The 18,434-nt window shown below is 54.6% G+C and carries 15 protein-coding genes and 1 pseudogene; 12 read left to right on the plus strand and 4 right to left on the minus strand.

Annotated features, from left to right (window positions below; genetic code table 11):
* Positions 1–230: 230 nt before the first annotated feature.
* Together MKY86_RS00400 and MKY86_RS00405 are read right to left on the minus strand one after the other, a co-directional pair.
* The gene (locus MKY86_RS00400; protein WP_340825582.1) at positions 231–830 is read right to left on the minus strand and encodes a PadR family transcriptional regulator; all 600 of its coding nucleotides are present in this window, start codon (positions 828–830) and stop codon (positions 231–233) included.
* On the minus strand, positions 808–2,328 hold the full coding sequence (locus tag MKY86_RS00405; protein WP_076086811.1) for an MDR family MFS transporter: 1,521 nt from the start codon (positions 2,326–2,328) through the stop codon (positions 808–810). The genes MKY86_RS00400 and MKY86_RS00405 overlap by 23 nt, the downstream gene beginning before the upstream one ends.
* Before the next feature lie 268 nt (positions 2,329–2,596).
* Between MKY86_RS00405 and MKY86_RS00410 the strand changes: the two genes are divergently transcribed.
* From MKY86_RS00410 to MKY86_RS00420, 3 genes are all read left to right on the plus strand, one after another.
* A complete protein-coding gene (locus MKY86_RS00410; protein ID WP_076086814.1) occupies positions 2,597–2,947 on the plus strand; it encodes a metal-sensitive transcriptional regulator in 351 nt (116 codons plus the stop codon).
* Between the two features lie 295 nt (positions 2,948–3,242).
* A complete protein-coding gene (locus tag MKY86_RS00415) occupies positions 3,243–3,443 on the plus strand; it encodes a copper ion binding protein (protein WP_036732845.1) in 201 nt (66 codons plus the stop codon).
* A 119-nt stretch (positions 3,444–3,562) separates the two neighbouring features.
* Positions 3,563–6,019, plus strand: a complete 2,457-nt coding sequence (locus MKY86_RS00420) for a heavy metal translocating P-type ATPase (RefSeq protein WP_076086817.1) — start codon at positions 3,563–3,565, stop codon at positions 6,017–6,019.
* A gap of 395 nt (positions 6,020–6,414) precedes the next feature.
* Here the strand turns inward: MKY86_RS00420 and MKY86_RS00425 are convergent, their stop codons facing one another.
* Together MKY86_RS00425 and MKY86_RS00430 are read right to left on the minus strand one after the other, a co-directional pair.
* Positions 6,415–7,545, minus strand: coding sequence for an IS4 family transposase (locus tag MKY86_RS00425; RefSeq protein ID WP_340825549.1), 1,131 nt, complete (start codon positions 7,543–7,545; stop codon positions 6,415–6,417).
* Between the two features lie 220 nt (positions 7,546–7,765).
* Positions 7,766–8,704 carry a DMT family transporter gene (locus tag MKY86_RS00430; RefSeq protein ID WP_076083498.1) on the minus strand — a complete coding sequence of 313 codons (939 nt, stop codon included), beginning with the start codon at positions 8,702–8,704 and terminating at the stop codon, positions 7,766–7,768.
* A gap of 208 nt (positions 8,705–8,912) precedes the next feature.
* Here MKY86_RS00430 and MKY86_RS00435 point away from each other — a divergent pair, with 208 nt between their 5' ends.
* The 9 genes and pseudogenes from MKY86_RS00435 to MKY86_RS00475 all read left to right on the plus strand — a co-directional run bounded on the left by MKY86_RS00435 (position 8,913) and on the right by MKY86_RS00475 (position 17,786).
* Entirely contained in the window at positions 8,913–10,256 is a 1,344-nt protein-coding gene (locus MKY86_RS00435; RefSeq protein ID WP_076083495.1) for an aminotransferase-like domain-containing protein, read from the plus strand.
* A 143-nt stretch (positions 10,257–10,399) separates the two neighbouring features.
* A complete protein-coding gene (nfsA, locus tag MKY86_RS00440) occupies positions 10,400–11,152 on the plus strand; it encodes an oxygen-insensitive NADPH nitroreductase (RefSeq protein ID WP_076083492.1) in 753 nt (250 codons plus the stop codon).
* Positions 11,153–12,140: 988 nt separating this feature from the next.
* A complete protein-coding gene (locus MKY86_RS00445; RefSeq protein WP_076083488.1) occupies positions 12,141–12,605 on the plus strand; it encodes a hypothetical protein in 465 nt (154 codons plus the stop codon).
* Positions 12,566–13,402 (plus strand): alpha/beta hydrolase family protein, encoded by an 837-nt coding sequence (locus MKY86_RS00450; RefSeq protein WP_076083485.1) that lies wholly within the window; start codon positions 12,566–12,568, stop codon positions 13,400–13,402. Before MKY86_RS00445 ends, MKY86_RS00450 begins: the two co-directional genes overlap by 40 nt.
* A gap of 109 nt (positions 13,403–13,511) precedes the next feature.
* Positions 13,512–14,099 carry a TetR/AcrR family transcriptional regulator gene (locus MKY86_RS00455; RefSeq protein ID WP_076083482.1) on the plus strand — a complete coding sequence of 196 codons (588 nt, stop codon included), beginning with the start codon at positions 13,512–13,514 and terminating at the stop codon, positions 14,097–14,099.
* Positions 14,100–14,377: 278 nt separating this feature from the next.
* Entirely contained in the window at positions 14,378–15,289 is a 912-nt protein-coding gene (locus MKY86_RS00460; protein ID WP_076083477.1) for an ABC transporter ATP-binding protein, read from the plus strand.
* A complete protein-coding gene (locus MKY86_RS00465) occupies positions 15,289–16,026 on the plus strand; it encodes an ABC transporter permease (protein ID WP_076083510.1) in 738 nt (245 codons plus the stop codon). Before MKY86_RS00460 ends, MKY86_RS00465 begins: the two co-directional genes overlap by 1 nt.
* 3 nt (positions 16,027–16,029) lie before the next feature.
* Positions 16,030–17,187 carry a sensor histidine kinase gene (locus MKY86_RS00470; protein WP_076083473.1) on the plus strand — a complete coding sequence of 386 codons (1,158 nt, stop codon included), beginning with the start codon at positions 16,030–16,032 and terminating at the stop codon, positions 17,185–17,187.
* A pseudogene (locus tag MKY86_RS00475) lies at positions 17,184–17,786 on the plus strand (response regulator transcription factor). The gene MKY86_RS00470 and the pseudogene MKY86_RS00475 overlap by 4 nt, the downstream one beginning before the upstream one ends.
* The last annotated feature ends 648 nt before the right edge of the window (positions 17,787–18,434 follow it).

Here is an 18,434-nt window from a genome sequence, read left to right on the forward strand (position 1 = left end):
AGTATCCGCCAGGCGGGGCCGGCACACCGCACGAATTGAAACTGTAGTACAGCCGGATGCCCAACCCGCTCGCCAGCGGTTTGCTTCAAATATAAGAATTTATATGTTTCACACTATAACTTATCCTTCTATTTCCCGCTGAAACGGTACCGCCCTTTAAAAGGACAATAAAGCCGTTTCCACTTGCTAATAAACACATACGGTCTTCGCTAAACAATTACAGCGGCTATCTACTTCTTGTAGTCTGCGATAATCGGTCTGCCGATATCATTCATGCTGCGGACGGCTACATCCTCATACAGGCGCTTCAGCCATTTCAGCTCGGTCTGGCTATGCTCATATCTGCCGTACATCATATGCAGCACCGAGCGGGGCACAATGGAGATATGCTCCTCGTATACTTGATAGGCAAAATTCACCTGATGCTCCGCCTCCCGGATGCGCTCTTCCAGCAGCTTCGCAACCTTGTCCTGGTCGATATGACGCGCAAGGGCCAGGGCCATGTACAGCGGATGATACGGCGGATCACTTTTCTTAATCTGCTGGAGAATGAGCTGCTCCATCAATTCTTTGCCTTTATCCGTAATGCGGTAGATGGTCTTATCCGGCCGGTCGGGGCTGTGAATGATCTCCACCGCCTCGATATGGCCGCCTGCGGCCAGCTTGTCAACGGCATAATATAAGGAACCGGTCTGCAGCTTGATGACTTGATCCATGGAGCGTTCCTTCATGACAAGGGTGATCTCGTAGGGATGCATATCCCGCTCCAGCAGAATTCCCAGAATCAGCAGCTTCATCGGCATGGGCTTACCGCTGACCTTGATTTGCACCGTGCTGGCTGCCCTGCGGCAGCAGACGGTCCTTCGGCATCAGCAGGACGAAGACCACGGTAAGCACCGCCGGAACGATGGCCCACAAGAAGGTATGCGAGATCGACGAAGACAGTGAATTCGTAATCTTCTCCAGGACAGGCGGCGGAATCTGTGCTCTGGCCTCAGGCGTCAACGCGGAACGCGGGTCGCCGAAGGAAGCGGCCTGGCCGCTGTCTCCGAAGGCTGTACTAAGCTCTGAGGCGAAGCTGTTACGCTGGATGATGCCGAAGATCGTTATCCCCAGCGTCATCCCGAGCGAGCGCATGAAGGTACTGGTGGACGTTGCCGAACCGCGCTGGCGCATGTCGAAATGCTGGATCGAAGACAGGCTGAGTACAGAGAAGGAGAAGCCGACTCCGAAGCCGGTCAGGGCCATGAAGGCATTAAGCGCCATCCGGGAGGTCTCCGGGGTCAATGTGCTGAGGGAGTAGATCCCGCCTACGAAGCAGACTGCTGACAGCAGCATGATGTTGCGGAAGCTCGTTTTGGTGGTAAGCAGGCCGCCGGACTGGCTGCCGATTACGGTACCGATCATCATCGGCATCAGAATCAGGCCGGAGTTGGTGGCCGAGCCGCCGTATACCCCCTGGACGTAGATCGGGATATATACCGTGGCTACGATGAATGCCGAACCATAGAACAGCCCCAGGATACTGCTGGTTGCGAACAGGCGCTGGCGGAACATGGCGAAGGAGATGACTGGCTCTGCCGCGATTTTTTCAATGACAATGAAGGCGATTAGAAGCACGGCGAACGCAGCGAACAAGCCGAGAATGACCAGAGAATCCCAGGCATACTGGTTGCCGCCAAGCTCCAGGGCGAACATCAGGCAGATAATCCCTGCCACCAGAGTGAAAGCGCCGCCCCAGTCAATCCGCTGCTTGGAATGCGATATGGATTCCTTGTAGGAGGTCATAATAAGGAAGAACGAGACAATCCCGATGGGCAGGTTAATATAGAAAATCCAGTGCCAGCTCATATATTCGGTGATATAAGCACCAAGTAGAGGCCCAATCACACTGGAGATCCCGAAGACAGCGCCGAAGAGTCCGGTGAGCTTGCCTCTTTTCTCAGGCGGGAAGATGTCGAAGACAATCGTGAAGGCAATCGGCATCAGTGCACCGCCGCCAATCCCTTGAATTGCACGGTAAATACTGAGCTGGGTAATGCTCGCCGACGTTCCGCACAGGGCGGAGCCAATCAGGAACACGATAAGCCCGAAGATGAAAAACCGCTTGCGCCCGTACATATCGGACAATTTGCCGAAGATCGGGGTGCCGGCCATAACCATGACCATATAAGCAGAGGTGACCCATACGATTTTATCCAGTCCTCCAAGATCGGACACAATCGTGCCCATAGCTGCGGCAACAATGGTATTATCCATGGCCGACATCAGAATGCCGAGCAGCAGTCCGATAATGACTAGCTTGAGATTACTTTCTTTGGTGTGCATGTTAAGCTCCTTTATGTTTAAAATTCAATGGAATTTCATTATATTCAAATTTGAATAGGGTGGCAATTGTTTTTTTCAGGAGGACAGGCGGGTTGGGATCTGCTTGGGAACTTGCATGCGTGTACTTGGTATTCCTTATCGGCCGGTCCTTTATTCCAGCTGCAATAGGGCAAAGTATCTGAAGGAGGGGCGGAGGGCGCTTGTCCGCTAAGGTCTTGACATACCCATGGGGGGTATATTATATTGGTACATAAGGAGGTTGATTCCTGTGTCTACAAATGAGAAGGACCCTGCCGGACAGGATTTCGCCGAAGCCTGCCATTCTTCTGCAGCATCCGGCGGCCGCAAGAGTCATCATTCCCCGGAATTCAAGAATGGGCTGACGACCCGGCTGAACCGGATTGAAGGGCAGATCCGCGGTGTGAAAGGCATGATTGAACGCGATACCTACTGCGATGATGTGCTGAATCAGCTGGCGGCGGTGCAGGCGGCCCTGAACAGTGTCGGCAAGCTGCTGCTTGAAGGCCACATGAAGAGCTGTATTATTGAACGGATCGAAGCCGGTGAGCATGAGGTGATTGACGAGCTGCTGGTCACGGTGAACAAGCTGATGAAATAAAGATGGGGCCTGGAGAGTTTGAATGTCTAAATTCAATGATGAGGACCGTAACTGCGGTGAATTTAGAACTTTCGGCCGCTGTTGTCCACAGATTTCATGATTGATACCGCCGTAGCGGTAGAAATCCGTGGACAAAGGCGGTCGCTGGCGCTCCTGCAGTTTCAAAATTCCCCTCCGTTACTATCATCTATTGTTATTTTCTCAAGATCAAACTCTTCAGGCATATGAGGAGCCGAAAGACCAAGCATTCGCTTACAATTAAGCAAATGCTAAATAACATTGGGAGGTTATTCAAATGTCGAATGTAACACTGAATGTTGAAGGAATGTCCTGCGGTCATTGTGTAAGTGCTGTAGAGAAGGCTGTTAGCGGCGTAGGCGCTGCGGCGAAGGTGGATCTGCCGGCGAAGACGGTGGCGGTTGAATTCGATGAGAATACGGTAAGCCTGGATAAGATCAAGGCTGCTATTGAAGATCAGGGCTACGACGTAGTGTAAGCTAAAGGGTTGTAATACAAGGGCTTGGAGCAGGGAACCCTGGGGTACAGGGCCGGGCGCCAATGCCTTTTCTTTTCAAAATAAATATACCCCTTGGGGGTATGTGGAGGTGCTTAAGAATGGAAAAGAGTGCAGAGTCCGCCCCGCAGCAACAGGCAACGCTGCAAATTACCGGCATGACATGCTCTGCTTGTGCGACGCGGATTGAGAAGGGCTTGTCCCGCATGGAGGGGGTATCCCGGGCGAATGTCAATCTGGCGCTGGAGCAGGCTACAGTGGGCTTCGATCCGGCAGTTGCAGATGTGGCGCAAATGGAGGAGAAGATCCGCTCTCTGGGCTATGATACGCTGAAGGAGTCGGCGGATTTCGATATTACCGGCATGACCTGTGCTGCCTGCTCGGCTCGTATTGAGAAGGTGCTGGGACGGATGCCGGGGATTGCGGCCGTGAATGTGAACCTGGCGCTGGAGACTGCGCATGTGGAATATTCGCCGGGCAATGTCAGTACAGCCGAGATTATGGATAAGGTGAGCAGCATCGGCTATAAGGCGGCGCTTAAGCAGGACCGGAAGGATATCGCGGAGCAGCGCAGTGAAGAGATTACACGCAAGCGGAATAAGTGGATGCTCTCCGCGTTGTTGTCCCTACCGCTGCTCTGGGCCATGGCCGGCCACTTCTCGTTCACAACCTGGATTTGGACGCCGGAGCTATTCATGAATCCCTGGTTCCAGCTTGTGCTGGCGACCCCGGTTCAGTTCGTGATCGGCTGGCAGTTCTATGTCAGCGCCTATAAGGCGCTGAAGAACGGCAGTGCCAACATGGATGTGCTGGTGGTGCTGGGCACCTCTGCGGCTTATTTTTACAGCCTATACCTGACAATCGATTCCCTGAAAATGAGCGGGATGAACCATACCGTGGAGCTGTATTTCGAGACCAGCGCGGTGCTGATCACGTTAATTCTCGTAGGCAAGTGGTTCGAGGCGCTGGCGAAGGGGCGTTCATCGGATGCGATCCGCAGCCTGATGGGGCTGCAGGCCAAGACTGCGCTGGTGCTGCGGGACGGTGCAGAGCTGAGTATTCCCGTCGAGGATGTAGTGATCGGCGATATTGTGCTGGTGAAGCCGGGCACCAAGGTGCCTGTAGACGGTGAAGTCGTGGAGGGGCTGTCCTCCGTCGATGAATCTATGCTCACGGGCGAGAGTATCCCGGTAGAGAAGAAGCCGGGGGATTCCGTTATCGGAGCCACGCTGAACAAGAACGGAATGCTGCGGGTCAAAGCCCGCAAGGTCGGCCGCGATACGGCGCTGGCACAGATTATCAGAGTCGTGGAGGAAGCGCAGGGCTCGAAGGCGCCGATCCAGCGTATTGCAGATGTCATCTCCGGGATCTTCGTGCCGATTGTGGTCGGTATTGCTGCCGTAACCTTCGGGGTCTGGTATATCTGGGGAGCGCCGGGGCAGTTCGCGGAGGCCCTGGAGAAAGCGATCGCCGTGCTTGTCATCGCCTGTCCATGCGCACTGGGACTTGCGACACCAACCTCGATTATGGCCGGGTCCGGCCGGGCTGCCGAGTTCGGCATCCTGTTCAAGGGCGGGGAGCATCTGGAAGCTGCGCAGGGCGTGAAGGTAGTGGTCGTGGATAAGACGGGAACGGTGACTAACGGTAAGCCGGTGCTGACCGATATTATAGCGACTGCCGGAAATGAGACACAAGGCAGGGTGCTTGCCGAGAATCGTCTGCTGTCGATTACAGCGGCTGCGGAGAAGCTCTCGGAGCATCCGCTGGCGGATGCCATTGTGGCCGGAGCACAGGGCAGAGGGATCGACCTGCCGCCAGCGGGCCAGTTCGAAGCGGTACCGGGACGCGGGGTGTCGGCGGTAGTAGATGGCCAGAAGGTAAGCGTAGGCACACGGCGGATGATGGTGGAGAACGGGCTGGATATCGGGCCGTGGACAGGGATCATGACCAGGCTGGAGCAGGAAGGCAAAACAGCGATGCTGGTAGCCGTGGAGGATGCGGTAGCGGGAGTGATTGCCGTGGCTGACACGATCAAGGAGACCTCCCGCGAAGCGGTAGCCCGGCTGCATGCCATGGGTATCGAGGTTGTCATGATTACTGGAGACAACAAGATTACGGCCCAGGCAATTGCAGATCAGGCGGGTATACGCACGGTTCTGGCGGAGGTGCTGCCTGAGGGCAAGGCGGAAGAGATCCGCAGGCTCCAGAGCGGCGGGGTCAAGGTGGCTATGGTCGGCGACGGCATCAACGATGCTCCTGCGCTGGCGACTGCGGATACGGGCATGGCGATCGGCACCGGCACGGATGTGGCGATGGAGGCGGCGGATATTACGCTGATGCGCGGCGATCTGATGAGCATCCCGGATGCGATCCTGATGAGCCGCAAGACCATGCGCAATATCAAGCAGAATCTGTTCTGGGCGCTGGCCTACAATACGATCGGAATCCCGATTGCGGCACTGGGCTTCCTGGCACCCTGGCTGGCCGGAGCCGCGATGGCCTTCAGCTCGGTGTCGGTTGTACTGAACGCGCTGCGGCTACAGCGCGTCAAGCTGTAAGGGGCCAAGACATCTGTCTGCAGACGGTCCGGTCCGGACAATTGCGGAAACCAAAGAACCGCCGGGTTTAATCCTGCGGTTCTTTGTGTTTTTAGGCGGAGTGGGGAATTGAGGAAGTGGGGAATTTACCGGTTGGATAACTTTCTATGGAGTATAGAGCAGAGCTGGAGTGTAGAACGGAGCTCTCTGAAGCACAAACTTTGGTCTTGTATCAGGATTCCGAACGAAGCCAACAATAGTCCGTTTTATGAAATCAAAAGTACGCTGCATGGGCCAATCAAAGGGATAAATCCCTCTGATTCCACCAAATGTTAGAAGCACGAGCTAATCAAAGGGATAAATCCCTCTGATTCCATGAAAAGTTAGCTGCACGACAGGCGTGTTGATTACCCATATTATGGGATGACAAAAACACCTAAATGTTCTTTACGCCTGAGCTGATTAAGCTGAACCTGCCACTCCAGCGGAAGATTAAATATACGCCAGTCCTGCATAAATTCCCAAAGAGTCAGCTCAGCAAAGACCGGTACCTTCGGGTGAATTTCATCAAAAATGTATTTCAAAAGCACATACGCGGCAAGGGCTACAAACAATTGGCTATATACTGCATTTTCGGTGGTTCCAAATAGACAAGGGACATTCAAATGCTGTTTCACCCAGCGGAAAAATACTTCAATTTCCCAGCGTGCTTTGTACATTTCAGTAATCACATGAGCGGACTCTTTTCTCAAATCGGTCACAATTCGTACCACTTCACCCCGGTCATTTTCAAATTCAACGACGCGGTGGCGGTGGGCGGATTGGTGTTTGCCTTGACCAATATAACAGGTGATATCGCGTACAATTTTGGTGTCTCCCTCCGCCGGTCGTTGAAGCTTTCGCGGCATCACCAAATGGAGATTGTCTTTCAGACGAATCACAAAGGACTGACCTTGCTGCACATATTGATCCAATCGACCGATCTTTCCATACGCCCGATCCTGAACTAAAAGGTAGTCCTTATCGGCCAAAATTTCTCCAAATGGAGCGTCATTGCGCCTGGCAATCGATTCGACCACCTTCACGGGTGAATGCTGTCCATGCGAGAAGGCCACATGCAGCTTGATACCTCCTCTGAATTTTTTATACGGAGCCCAAGACATACGGGAGTTTGCCGCCGTAACCGTCGTAGAGTCAATAAGCAGAAGATCTTTAGGCAGATTCAGGTGCCGACGGGTTTGCCGGTTACATTTCTGGACGAGCAGTTGAAACAAACGCTTGAAGATATCGTAAGGCACTTCACCGGCTTTGCCCGAAAGAGTGGAGTAATGAACCTTGGGCAAATCGTAGTTCGAGCCCACCCGAGCACTTTGACGAAAGCCATCCCATTGGTGGTAGCAGGCTTGGATAAAGTAGTCGAACAACACACCGACAGTCATTTTGGTTCCTGTATCCTCGTAGTTCTCGGTTTGCCCAGTCACCATTTCGACTTCTTCCGGGGTTAATACTTGTTTGAACACGGCCAGGAATGGGGTATTATTATTCATGAGGTCGCCTCATTTCGGTTTGGTTTGGTCGTACTTACCATTACCCGAAATGGCGGCCTTTCTTGTCCCTTTTTTTGGGAAATCAACACGCTTAGCTGCACGAGCAAATCAAGTGGATAAATCCCTCTGATTCTCGCGAATGGGGTGCTGGCGGGAGGAATCAGGAGCAGAAGTGCACTTGAATCCGGAATGCCATCTAGCCCGGTCCAGTCAGCCCCGCTTATTCCGGTCCTTGCTGACCCGGAGAGCCTCCCTTGCTGCGGCCAAGCAGGTTCGTGCCAATGACCCCGGCGATGATCAGGAAGGATCCGATCCAGTGATAGACCGTGATCTGCTCACCCAGGAAGACCGCTCCGGCTGCAATGGATACGATGGTGGACAGATTAGTGAACACGCTCATGAGTGAGGCCTCGATTTTGGATAAAATATAGGTTGAAGTCAGGGTTGTGACCAGCGAAGCGATTACCCCCAGATATACGGCGGACAGGACAAACGTTGCACTTCCCAGCGGATTTAGGAAATCTCCAAGCGTCCCGCTGACTGTATGTCCGGTAAGCGAGATGATCAGGAAGGTGGCGAAGCCGACCCCCATCATCAGGTAGCTGAGCTCAGCGGGGCTGAAGTGGCTGGAGAGGGAGCGTGCCAGCACACTGTACCCGGCAAAAGCGAGACAAGTCATGAACAGCAGCACAATCCCGGTCATATTGGACAGCTGAATGCCGCTCCCCTTCATGACGAAGATGAACACCACGCCGAATACCGAGAGGAAGATGCACAGCTTTTGCAGCAGGGTGGTTTTCTCCTTCAGGACAACCCCGGCGATGATCATCGTCACCACCGGAGTGAACGAATAGAGGATGCCTCCCTCGGCTGAGGTGGCGCGCTGAAGTCCGAAGACCTGGAGGGTGAAGAAGCCGAGCGGATACATTGCGGCGAGCAGCAGTGCCCGGCCCATCGGCTTGCCCCGGTAGGATACCTTGACCCAGCCGAGGGCGACCGGAACCGACATGACGGCAAAAGAGGCAGCGAACCGGAAGGTCAGCGTGTCGAGCGGCCCGGCATGAACCAGAGCTACTTTGGTGAACAGGAAGGAGAAGCCGATAATGACCGCATTGAGTACGGCGAAGCTGTAGGCCAGCTTGAGTCCTTGTTTGTGCATGGGTACATCTCCTTGTAGGTTAGTGAAGATTGGATGCTGTAAACATTCGATCTATTACTTTAAAATTAAAGGAAAAGGCATACACTAACAACACAAGGTTTCCTTAACTGTACCGGTACAGTTTGCAGCGATCCCTATATAATAAGGGAAGAATAATAGGATAAAATACAAGGCATAGCATGGTAATGACGGCGAACGGAGGCGGGCGATGAACAAGTATCATCAGGTGATTACAGAGCTTGAGCGGCAGATGAAGGAAGGGCAGTACCGCCCCGGGGATAAGCTACCGTCTGTGCGCAGTGCTTCAGAAATCTACGGCTGCAGTGTCAGTACCATTCTGAAGGCTTACGGGGAGCTGGAGCGGACGCATACGATCTACTCTATTCCGCAGAGCGGTTATTACATGGTGGACAAGAGTGAGGATTCGGCAGCGGCGGGGAGCGAAGGGACGGTTGATTTTGCTTCGGCTTCGCCGGATCTGAACGTGTTTCCGTACCTGGACTTCCAGCATTGCCTCAATAAAGCGATTGACCAGTACAAATACCATCTGTTCACCTATGGCGATGCGCTGGGGCTGGAGACACTGCGCCGCACCCTGGTGTCGCATCTGGCCGAGTATCAGGTGTTCGCCAAGGCGGAGTCGATCCTGATTACCTCGGGGATTCAGCAGGCGCTGGAGATTCTGGCCAGAATGCCTTTTCCCAGCGGCAGGACGGAGATTCTGGTAGAACAGCCGGGATATGATATCTATCTGCGGTATTTGGAGGCTGAGGGGCTGCCGGTGAGCGGAATCGGGCGTTCGGCGGCGGGCATCAACCTGCAGGAGCTGGAGGAGCGGTTCGCGAGCGGGCGATTCAAATTTTTTTATACGATGCCCAGATATCACAATCCGCTCGGGACAACCTACAGCACAGAGGAACGCAAGGCCATTGCCGGCTTGGCAGCCAAATACGATGTCTACATCGCCGAGGATGATTATATGGCGGATCTGGGGATCGGATGGCGTTATGACCCGATCTATGCGTATGACCAGACTTCCCATGTCATTTATCTCAAAAGCTTCTCCAAAATCATCTTCCCGGGCCTCCGGCTCGGTGCGGTGGTGGTACCGCAGCCGCTGCTGGAGACCTTCCGCTCCTATAAAGGCTACACCGATACCTCGCTGCTGTCGCAGGCTGCGCTTGAGGTATACATCAAGAACGGGATGTACGGGCATCACAGGCACAAGATCAAAGCTATGTACGCCAAAAAAATCCGCGCGGTATACGTTGCGCTTGGGCGGCATAATACGGACGGCTTCATCGAAGCCTCTGCGGACAGCTCCGGCATCTATATCCAGTTCAAGCTGCCGCTCACCGTCAACCTGGAGCGTCTGGTCAAGCGCCTGGCCGGGCGGAAGATCCGCGTGGTGCCGGGGAACGGCTTCTATCTGCCGGGTTACCAGACCCGGGACAAATTCCTGCGCATCAGTATTTCCCGGGCGGGGCTTACGCAGATTGATGAGGGAATCCTGGCGATTGTCCAGGAGGTGAAGCGGGGGAGCGGGTGGTAGAGGCGGAGAGTAAGAGTAGTAAGAGTAGTAAGAGTAAGAGAAGTAAGAGGAGGAGGCGGAAGAAGGAAATCCCGCTTGTTGTCTGAGCCGCGAAATGGGATCATAATAGGCTTATATTAGGAGTTAAGAAAGGCGGGACGATAATGAAACCCACGAATGAAACCCTTGAGTTGTTGAACCGTCATACCTCTGTCCGCCAGTACCAGGACAAGCCGGTCAGTGACGAACTGCTGGCAGCCGTGATTGGAGCGGGGCAGATGGCTTCGACCTCCAGCAATGTCCAGGCGTACACGGTTATTGCTGTAACTGAGTCTGCGCTTAAGGCACGGTTGTCCGCACTGTCGGGCAATCAGGCGTACATCGAGCAGTGTCCGGTGTTCCTGGTCTGGTGTGCGGATCTGTACAGGCTGCGGGAAGCGTCGGCTCCGCATTTGCACGGGAAGCCGTCCTACGAGGACACGGCTGAGAATCTGATCGTGGCTACGGTCGATGTGGCGCTGGCCGCGCAGAACGCTGCCGTTGCCGCTGAATCGCTGGGCCTCGGCATTGTTTATATCGGCGGCATCCGCAATGAGATCGCCGCGGTATCCGGGCTGCTCGGCCTGCCGGAGCTGGTCTATCCGGTCTTCGGCATGTGCCTCGGGTATCCGGCTGCCGTGAACGGCATCCGCCCGCGCCTGCCGCAGGCAGCGGTGCTGCATCATAACGGCTACAATGCCGAAGCCGCAGTGGAACAGGCCCGCGTGTACGACGCCATCTCCAGCGACTATATGCGCGAGCGTACCGGCGGTCAGAGCGCAGCCTCCTGGTCGGAGATGATGGCCGGCCGGCTGGCTCAGCCTGCCCGGCTGCACATGAAGGAATACCTGCTTAGCAAGGGATTCATACAGCGGTAGAATTGGAAAGGTCTTCTCCGGAGTTAGCGGGGGAGGCCTTTTTTTGATTGGAGGCGAGTGGACTTGTGTATGCGAAAAACTGAACACAGTAGGCTGGCGCGAAGGTACGTAGGCTCAATACGCCATAGCCAGTAACAAATATTGAAATTTTCTGCAAGAAGTGCAACAATGCTGCCCAATAGAAGCGACCTATGCAGAAATCCTGCACGAAATGCAACTATGCCAGCGCTAACTTGCTCAAAACACCAAAATTCCTGGAAATCCTGCAACATTGCGCCGCAGCCAGTAACATGTCTGGAGAAATCCTGCAAAAACTGCAACAATGTTGCTCCATACAAGCGGTTGGTGAGAGTGAAAACCATCAAAATTGGCCAGAGATAGGCAGAACGTCGCCATGATGTGCTACTGCGAGTGAGCAGGGCGAATGTATGTGGAAAACAACACACAATGTGCAACTGCGAGGGTGAGCGGGGTAAATGTATGCCGAAAACAACATACAATGTGCAACTGCAAGGATGAGCGGGGCGAATGTATGTGGAAAACAACACACAATGTGCAACTGCGAGGGTGAGCGGGGTAAATGTATGCCGAAAACAACATACAATGTGCAACTGCAAGGGTGAGCGGGGCGAATGTATGTGGAAAACAACATACAATGTGCAACTGCAAGGGTGAGCGGGCCTAATGTATGTGGAAAACAACATACAATGTGCAACTGCTGAGGCGCGTGGACCAAATGTATGTGGAAAACCGAATACAATCGCAATGTGCCAGCGCGAAGCCGCGAGGATAAAATATTGCTTAATAAGAAATATTGCGTGTTGCGCAAAAATATGGAAAGTGCTAAAATCTGGTAAGAGGTTGGATTTCGCTGGACGCCAACACCCGGGCCCGGAATCGCGCCGTAGCCTAATTCCCTCTTCCGCTTCGCGGCTGTTTCTGCTGTGGATGATCTTGAAAGGATAGATTGGAGAAGGAGGAGAATGGTATGGTACAGGTAGACGGGCAAGAGACAAAGGTGGCTGCACGATTGACGCACAAGGTATTCTTCGAGCGCGATGATATTGAATTCACGTTCCAGTGGCTGCTGTCGTTCGTACACTGCGGCGGTGTGTCACAGGGTGAAGTATTCAAGCTTGCACGGAACATCGATCCCAGCTCTTTGACCATCTGGAAGACTGAATTCGAGAAGGAAGCCGTTAAAATCGAGGCAACAGCAGAGCTCTGCCTGAAGAAAGGGCATCTGATCAGCGCCGGTGAGGCATTCATTCGTGCCCATTCGTATTACAGGGCAGCCTTCTATGGAGCTTTTCCCGCGAACCGGATTTCGCACGGTACCACGGCAAAAGTGTGGAATGCTTCCGCAAGGCGCTTGATGCGAAGTCTGAGCAGATTCCCCATGAGTGGGTCGAGGTGGAATACAAGGGGTATAAGTTCCCGGGCTGCTTCCTGAAGGCGGAGCACGGGAATGCGCCTAAGCCAACGATTATTTTCCATAACGGCGGGGAGACGCACAAGGAAGATACCTATTTTCTCGGAGGGCAAGCGGCTATTGACCGGGGATACAACGCGCTGATCGTAGACCTTCCTTATGATGTATGTGTCAGATTCTATGAGCCTGAGGCGACAGCACGGAACTTCCCGCGCGAGGAGCTGCATAATGTCTACAGAACCACCACGGATTTCGTCCTGGCCCGTCCGGATGTGGACCCTGAGCGGCTGGTGGTCAGCGGCATGAGCTATGGCGGGGCCAAGACGATGGTGCATGCCAGCTGTGACGACCGCTTCGCTGCGGCAGTGCCGAACTCGCCGGTGTACTCTATGGCGTCCTTCATTGAACGAGGGATGCCTTCATTCCTGCGGGGCACCGCGGAAGAAGCGGCGGAGCAGAGCAAGAAGATGCCCTATACCGGCCAGGTTCTATTCGCCGGATCGGCTTGGTCGCACGGCTTCGACAGTATTGCCGAGTGGTATCATGTAGCCAGGGAAGCCATCGAAGTCGACCCGAAGGACGTCAAATGTCCCTTGCTCTCCATGTTTTCGGAAGCGGAGCATCCTGAGATGCAGCGGCAAGCGATAGACACTTACGAGAAGGCTCCGAATGAGAAGAACGCGATCTTCAAGGGGACGGAAGAGGATGGTGCCGATCTGCACTGCCAACTGAACAATCTGCCGCTCAGCTACCAGGTGATGTTTGACTGGCTGGACGAGGTGCTGGATTATAACATTCAGCTTCCAGTGGCGCAGTAAACAATTCCGCAGAATGATACAAGGGTCTGTAGTGCTGAAATTTTCAGCACCGCAGGCCTTTGATTACATATAGAATTGACTACATACAGGAATGGAGACATAGACGGACATGACGACTGAGAAACCGGGCTTGAGAGAACGCAAGAAGGAAGAGACCAGGCGGACGCTAAGTGATGTAGCCTGCAGACTTGCCATGGAGAAAGGGGCCAGCCAGGTCCGGGTGGAGGATATTGCCGCAGCCGCGAATGTCTCCATGCGGACGTTCAATAACTATTTTGCTTCCAAAGAGGCTGCAATGGTCGGCAATGCTTATCAGCGTTCCGAGCGGATAGCGGCTGCCCTTGCCGGCCGTCCATCCGGTGAACCACTGCAGGAATCGATCCGGGCTGCTGTGCTTGAGGAATTCGCCGAAACAACAGACCGGCAGTGGTATGCACGCATCGTCCTTCTCCGTGATGATCCGGCATTGTTCGGCGCGACACGGAAGGTGGAGATCGAGATTGAGCGGGAGCTCGCCAGGGTGATCGCGGAACGTACACACAAGGATGTGAAGCTCGACCTGTACCCGGATTTATTGGCCGCGCTGCTTATGGCAGCGATACGCACAGCGGTTTTCCATTGGGTAAGCGCCCCTCCCGGAGGGGAGACGCTGAACGGCATGCTGGAACAGGCGATTGAGCAATTGAGGTTTGAGTAATAGGCACACGGAGGCGCTCCTGCTACGATAACGGAATCGTGGACAGGAGCGCTTTATTTAAATATTACGCCAGAATTTATATGTTTCACATGATAAATTATCCTTCTATTTCTCGCTGAAACGGTACCGTCCTTAAAAGGACGGTAAAGCCGTTTCCACTTGTTGCCGGGTGACAGTTGTCACTTTGAATCGATGACAGTCCATACTGATGCTTCTCTCCGGTCTCCGGTACTATAGCAATATAGCCAAGAAGGCAGAAGGACACGGAGGGATACACGATGGAACATGTCATTGAAATGAAGAATGTCAGCCGCAGCTTCCAGGAGAAGCAAGCGGTGAAGCAGGTGAGCTTCACGATTAGCCGCGGCTCGATCACAGCGGTGCTTGGCCCTAACGGAGCAGGCAAAACCACCACATTGGCGATGCTTCTGGGCTTGCTTGAGCCCTCGGAGGGCAGCGTGAAGGTGTTCGGTCTTAAGCCGGCAGACGTCAGGGTGAAGCAGCGGACCGGAGCCATGCTCCAGGAGGTCAGCGTCATGGACCGGCTCAAGGTCCGGGAGCTTCTGGCCCTGATCCGCAGCTATTATCCGCAGCCCATGGAGATGGAGGTGCTGCTTCAGGCGACGGGGCTGGGGGAGGCGGATCTGAACCGCTACGCGGAGAAGCTCTCCGGCGGGCAGAAGCGCAGCCTTAGCTTCGCGCTGGCGCTGGCGGGCAACCCGGATCTGCTGTTTTTTGACGAGCCGACGGTGGGGTTGGATACGACAGCGCGGCGACATTTCTGGGAGAGGGTGCGGGGACTGGCCGATCAGGGCAAGACGATTCTGTTCAGCACCCATTATCTGCAGGAGGCGGAGGATATCGCGGACCGGATTCTGCTGTTCAACCGGGGAGTGCTGGCGGCGGACGGAAGCCCGGACGAGATTAAGGCGAGACTGGTCAAGAAGTCGCTGTCCTTCCTGGCGTCCGGCGACCCGGCGCTGCTGCGCAATCAATTGCTGGAGCTGCCAGCCGTGGAAGGCTGCTACGAGAAGGATGGACGGCTGCATGTGTCGACAGGGAATACGGATGAGGCGCTGCGGGCTATTTTCGTGAACGGGCTGGCCGTGGAGGATGTACGGATCGACCAGGGGAAGCTGGATGAAGCGTTCGAGCAATTGACCCTGAATCAAGAGGAGGCGGCAGTATGATGAACCCTATGATAGCCCAGTGCAAGGCAGAGCTGCTGCGGATTATCCGCAATCCCTATTATGTATTCTGGTCGCTGCTCATGCCGATTATGTTCTACTTCATCTTCACCCGGGTGGTGAATACGGGGACGGACGATACGAAGCAGTGGCAGGCGCATTATCTGATGTCGATGGCGGCCTTCAGCGTGATGGGCTCGGCGATTATGACCCTCGGCGTCCGGCTGGTACAGGAGCAGACGCAGGGCTGGAATACGTTTATCCGCATTACTCCGCTGCCGTCCACGGTATATTTTTTCGGCAAAATGTTCGGTCAGAGCATCATGCATCTGTTCTCGGTTCTGTGTATTTTCGCAGCCGGGTACCTGATTAACGGGGTATCGCTGACAGCAGCGCAGTGGCTGCTTAGCGGACTGTGGCTGCTTGCGGGCTCTCTGCCTTTTCTGGCGCTGGGTACGATTATCGGGTCCATGAAGCGGGTGGATACGGCCAGCGGGGTGAGCAATGTGCTCTATATGGGGCTGGCGGTGGCCGGGGGCATGTGGATGCCTCTGGAGATTATGCCTAAGCTGATGCAGAAGATCGGACACTGGCTGCCGTCCTACAATTATGGAGATGGAGCCTGGGCGATTGTAGCGGGAGATTCCCCGTCGTGGAAGGCCGTACTGCTGCTGCTCGGTTACCTGGCTGTATTTATGTTATTATCGGTCTATATAAGGCGAAAACAGGAAGCGGTGTAATCCATGGTGGCACGTAAGCAGTTCCGGATATTTCCGAAAAGATTCGGCTTCTTCCCCTATATCTGGCTGTTCTATCTGGTGTTCCCGGTGCTGAATCTCGATGGCTACAGCGGCTATAAGCTGATGTGGGGAGTGGCGCTGCTCCTGCTGTTCCTGGTGATTTACCGCCAGCTCTACTGGGCGGAAGAGAGAACGTATACGGCCTGGCTGGGGCTGCAGATGCTGATTATTGTCGTGCTAACCGTAGTCTATAGCCCCTACAACATGTATATGGGCTTCTTCACCAGCAACTTTATCGGCTGGTATACCGACTTGCGCCGGTTCAGACGGGCCTTGGCCATATTCACAGCTATGCTGATCGCGTTGGCTCTGCTGTCCCTGGATCAAATGTACAGCACGGGGGGATTGCTGTTCATGGTGCCCTTTGCGCTGATGATGCTGATTACTCCCTTCGGTATCCGCTCCATGAACCGGCGGAGGATGCTGGAGAAGGAGCTGGATCAGGCCAATGAGGTGATTAGAGAGATGATCAAGCGCGAGGAACGGATGCGCATCGCGCGTGATCTGCATGATACGATGGGGCACACGTTGTCCCTGATTACGCTGAAAAGCCAGCTTGTTGAAAAGCTGGTTGTCAAAAATCCCGAGCGGGCGCAGGCGGAAGCCCGTGAGATCCAGCGGACCTCGCGGGCCGCGTTGCGCCAGGTGCGGGAGCTGGTCTCGGAGATGCGAGCGGTCTCAGTCGCCGAAGAGCTGGTCGAGGCGGCGGAGATGCTGCGCAGCGCGGAGATCGCGCTTGAGGTAGAGGGAGATGCAGCACTGCCGGGCGTATCCGATCTGACGCAGAGTATTCTCAGCCTCTGTATCAAGGAGGGAATCACCAATATCGTCAAGCATAGCCGTGCGGACCAGTGCCGGATTAGCATCGTAATGACACCCGGGGAGGTACAGATTACGCTGGAGGATAACGGCATAGGGGTAGATGCCAGCGGTTCGGAGGGGACGGAGCGCCAGGAAGGCAACGGCATGAAGGGAATGGGCGAGCGGCTGGCCCTGATTGACGGCTCGCTGACGCTTGCTCCAAGGCCCGGCGGGGGAACCCTGCTGACGGTGGTCACACCACGAGTAGTGAAGGATGGAAAGGATGGGGAAACAGCATGATCAGCATCATAATTGCCGAGGATCAGCGGCTGCTGCGCGGCGCAATGGCGTCGCTGCTCGATCTGGAGGAGGACATTGAGGTGGCGGGCGAAGCCGGGGACGGGGCGGAGGCGCTGGCCCTGATCGAACGTGTCCAGCCGGATGTGTGTCTGATGGATATTGAGATGCCGCTGATGAGCGGCCTGGAGGTGGCGGAGATACTGAAATCGCGGGGCTGCCGCACCAAAATCATTATCCTGACCACCTTCGCCCGTCCCGGTTATTTCGAGCGCGGGGTGAAGGCCGGGATTCAGGGGTATCTGCTGAAGGATTAGCCGGTGGATAAGCTGGCGGATGCCATCCGCCGCGTGATGGCCGGAGGCCGCGAGGTCTCACCCGAGCTGGTGTTCGGCAGCCTGCGCGAAGAGAACCCGCTCTCGGACCGGGAGCGGGAGATTCTGAAGCTGGCCGCCGCGGGCCGCAGCGCCGGAGAGATCGCCGCGGCGCTCCACCTCTCCTATGGCACGGTCCGCAACTACATCTCGGAGATCCTCAGCAAGCTTGCGGTCAAGACCCGGATCGAAGCCGTGCGGCTGGCGGAGGACAAGGGCTGGATGTAGGGGCGGGCGGGTAAGTGAAGGTAAGTGAGGGTAGTGCCATGAGTGCAAGTAGTGTAGTGAGTGCAGTAAGTGAAGTAGTGCAACAAGTGCCGGTGAGTATACTGGGTGCGAGATGTATGTGTGGATGATGGATGGTCAGATGGGTGTGCGGATGTGCGGGTTTGAGTAGTGGCGGGGCCTAAGGGGTACCAGTACATGCGGTATACTTAATTGCACTCCATACAACTAAATCGTCTGATAGATCATTAATGATCCCTATAGCTGCATTTCGTACAACTAACCTGCTTTTTATAGCTTGATATCACTCATTCGGGCAGATTTAGTTGTACAGACTACAGTTATAGGAGACGAGCGATCCTTTTTACTGTTTTTAATTGCACAGACTACAACTACACGGGTGAAGTGGTTCGCAACTTACATTACACCACCTGAGTTTGTTCTAGCCCATTGTATTTTCTACAACAGATGCTCCCTAAATATGCCGCGAATTTGAATCTAATGCACTTCGTACAGCAGAAATCTGCGAAAGTGGTGTTTTGGGGCAAACAAACAAAAATCTGCTGTATAAAATACAGCAGAAGTGAATTTCGCCTGGAATATTGCAGATTCTATTGCAGTAAATACAATCAGGTAGAGTTGTGCCGCTAC

Origin of the sequence: Paenibacillus sp. FSL R7-0333 (assembly GCF_038000365.1) — a bacterium.
Classification (GTDB): Bacteria; Bacillota; Bacilli; order Paenibacillales; family Paenibacillaceae; genus Paenibacillus_AQ; species Paenibacillus_AQ silagei.

Bases quoted from the DNA above. Each gene is read 5' to 3' on its own strand.
- MKY86_RS00405 (WP_076086811.1), bottom strand. From the start codon at position 2,328: ATGCACACCAAAGAAAGTAATCTCAAGCTAGTCATTATCGGACTGCTG.
- MKY86_RS00415 (WP_036732845.1), top strand. From the start codon at position 3,243: ATGTCGAATGTAACACTGAATGTTGAAGGAATGTCCTGCGGTCATTGT.
- MKY86_RS00420 (WP_076086817.1), top strand. From the start codon at position 3,563: ATGGAAAAGAGTGCAGAGTCCGCCCCGCAGCAACAGGCAACGCTGCAA.
- MKY86_RS00425 (WP_340825549.1), bottom strand. From the start codon at position 7,545: ATGAATAATAATACCCCATTCCTGGCCGTGTTCAAACAAGTATTAACC.
- MKY86_RS00430 (WP_076083498.1), bottom strand. From the start codon at position 8,704: ATGCACAAACAAGGACTCAAGCTGGCCTACAGCTTCGCCGTACTCAAT.
- MKY86_RS00435 (WP_076083495.1), top strand. From the start codon at position 8,913: ATGAACAAGTATCATCAGGTGATTACAGAGCTTGAGCGGCAGATGAAG.
- nfsA (WP_076083492.1), top strand. From the start codon at position 10,400: ATGAAACCCACGAATGAAACCCTTGAGTTGTTGAACCGTCATACCTCT.
- MKY86_RS00445 (WP_076083488.1), top strand. From the start codon at position 12,141: ATGGTACAGGTAGACGGGCAAGAGACAAAGGTGGCTGCACGATTGACG.
- MKY86_RS00455 (WP_076083482.1), top strand. From the start codon at position 13,512: ATGACGACTGAGAAACCGGGCTTGAGAGAACGCAAGAAGGAAGAGACC.
- MKY86_RS00460 (WP_076083477.1), top strand. From the start codon at position 14,378: ATGGAACATGTCATTGAAATGAAGAATGTCAGCCGCAGCTTCCAGGAG.
- MKY86_RS00465 (WP_076083510.1), top strand. From the start codon at position 15,289: ATGAACCCTATGATAGCCCAGTGCAAGGCAGAGCTGCTGCGGATTATC.
- MKY86_RS00470 (WP_076083473.1), top strand. From the start codon at position 16,030: ATGGTGGCACGTAAGCAGTTCCGGATATTTCCGAAAAGATTCGGCTTC.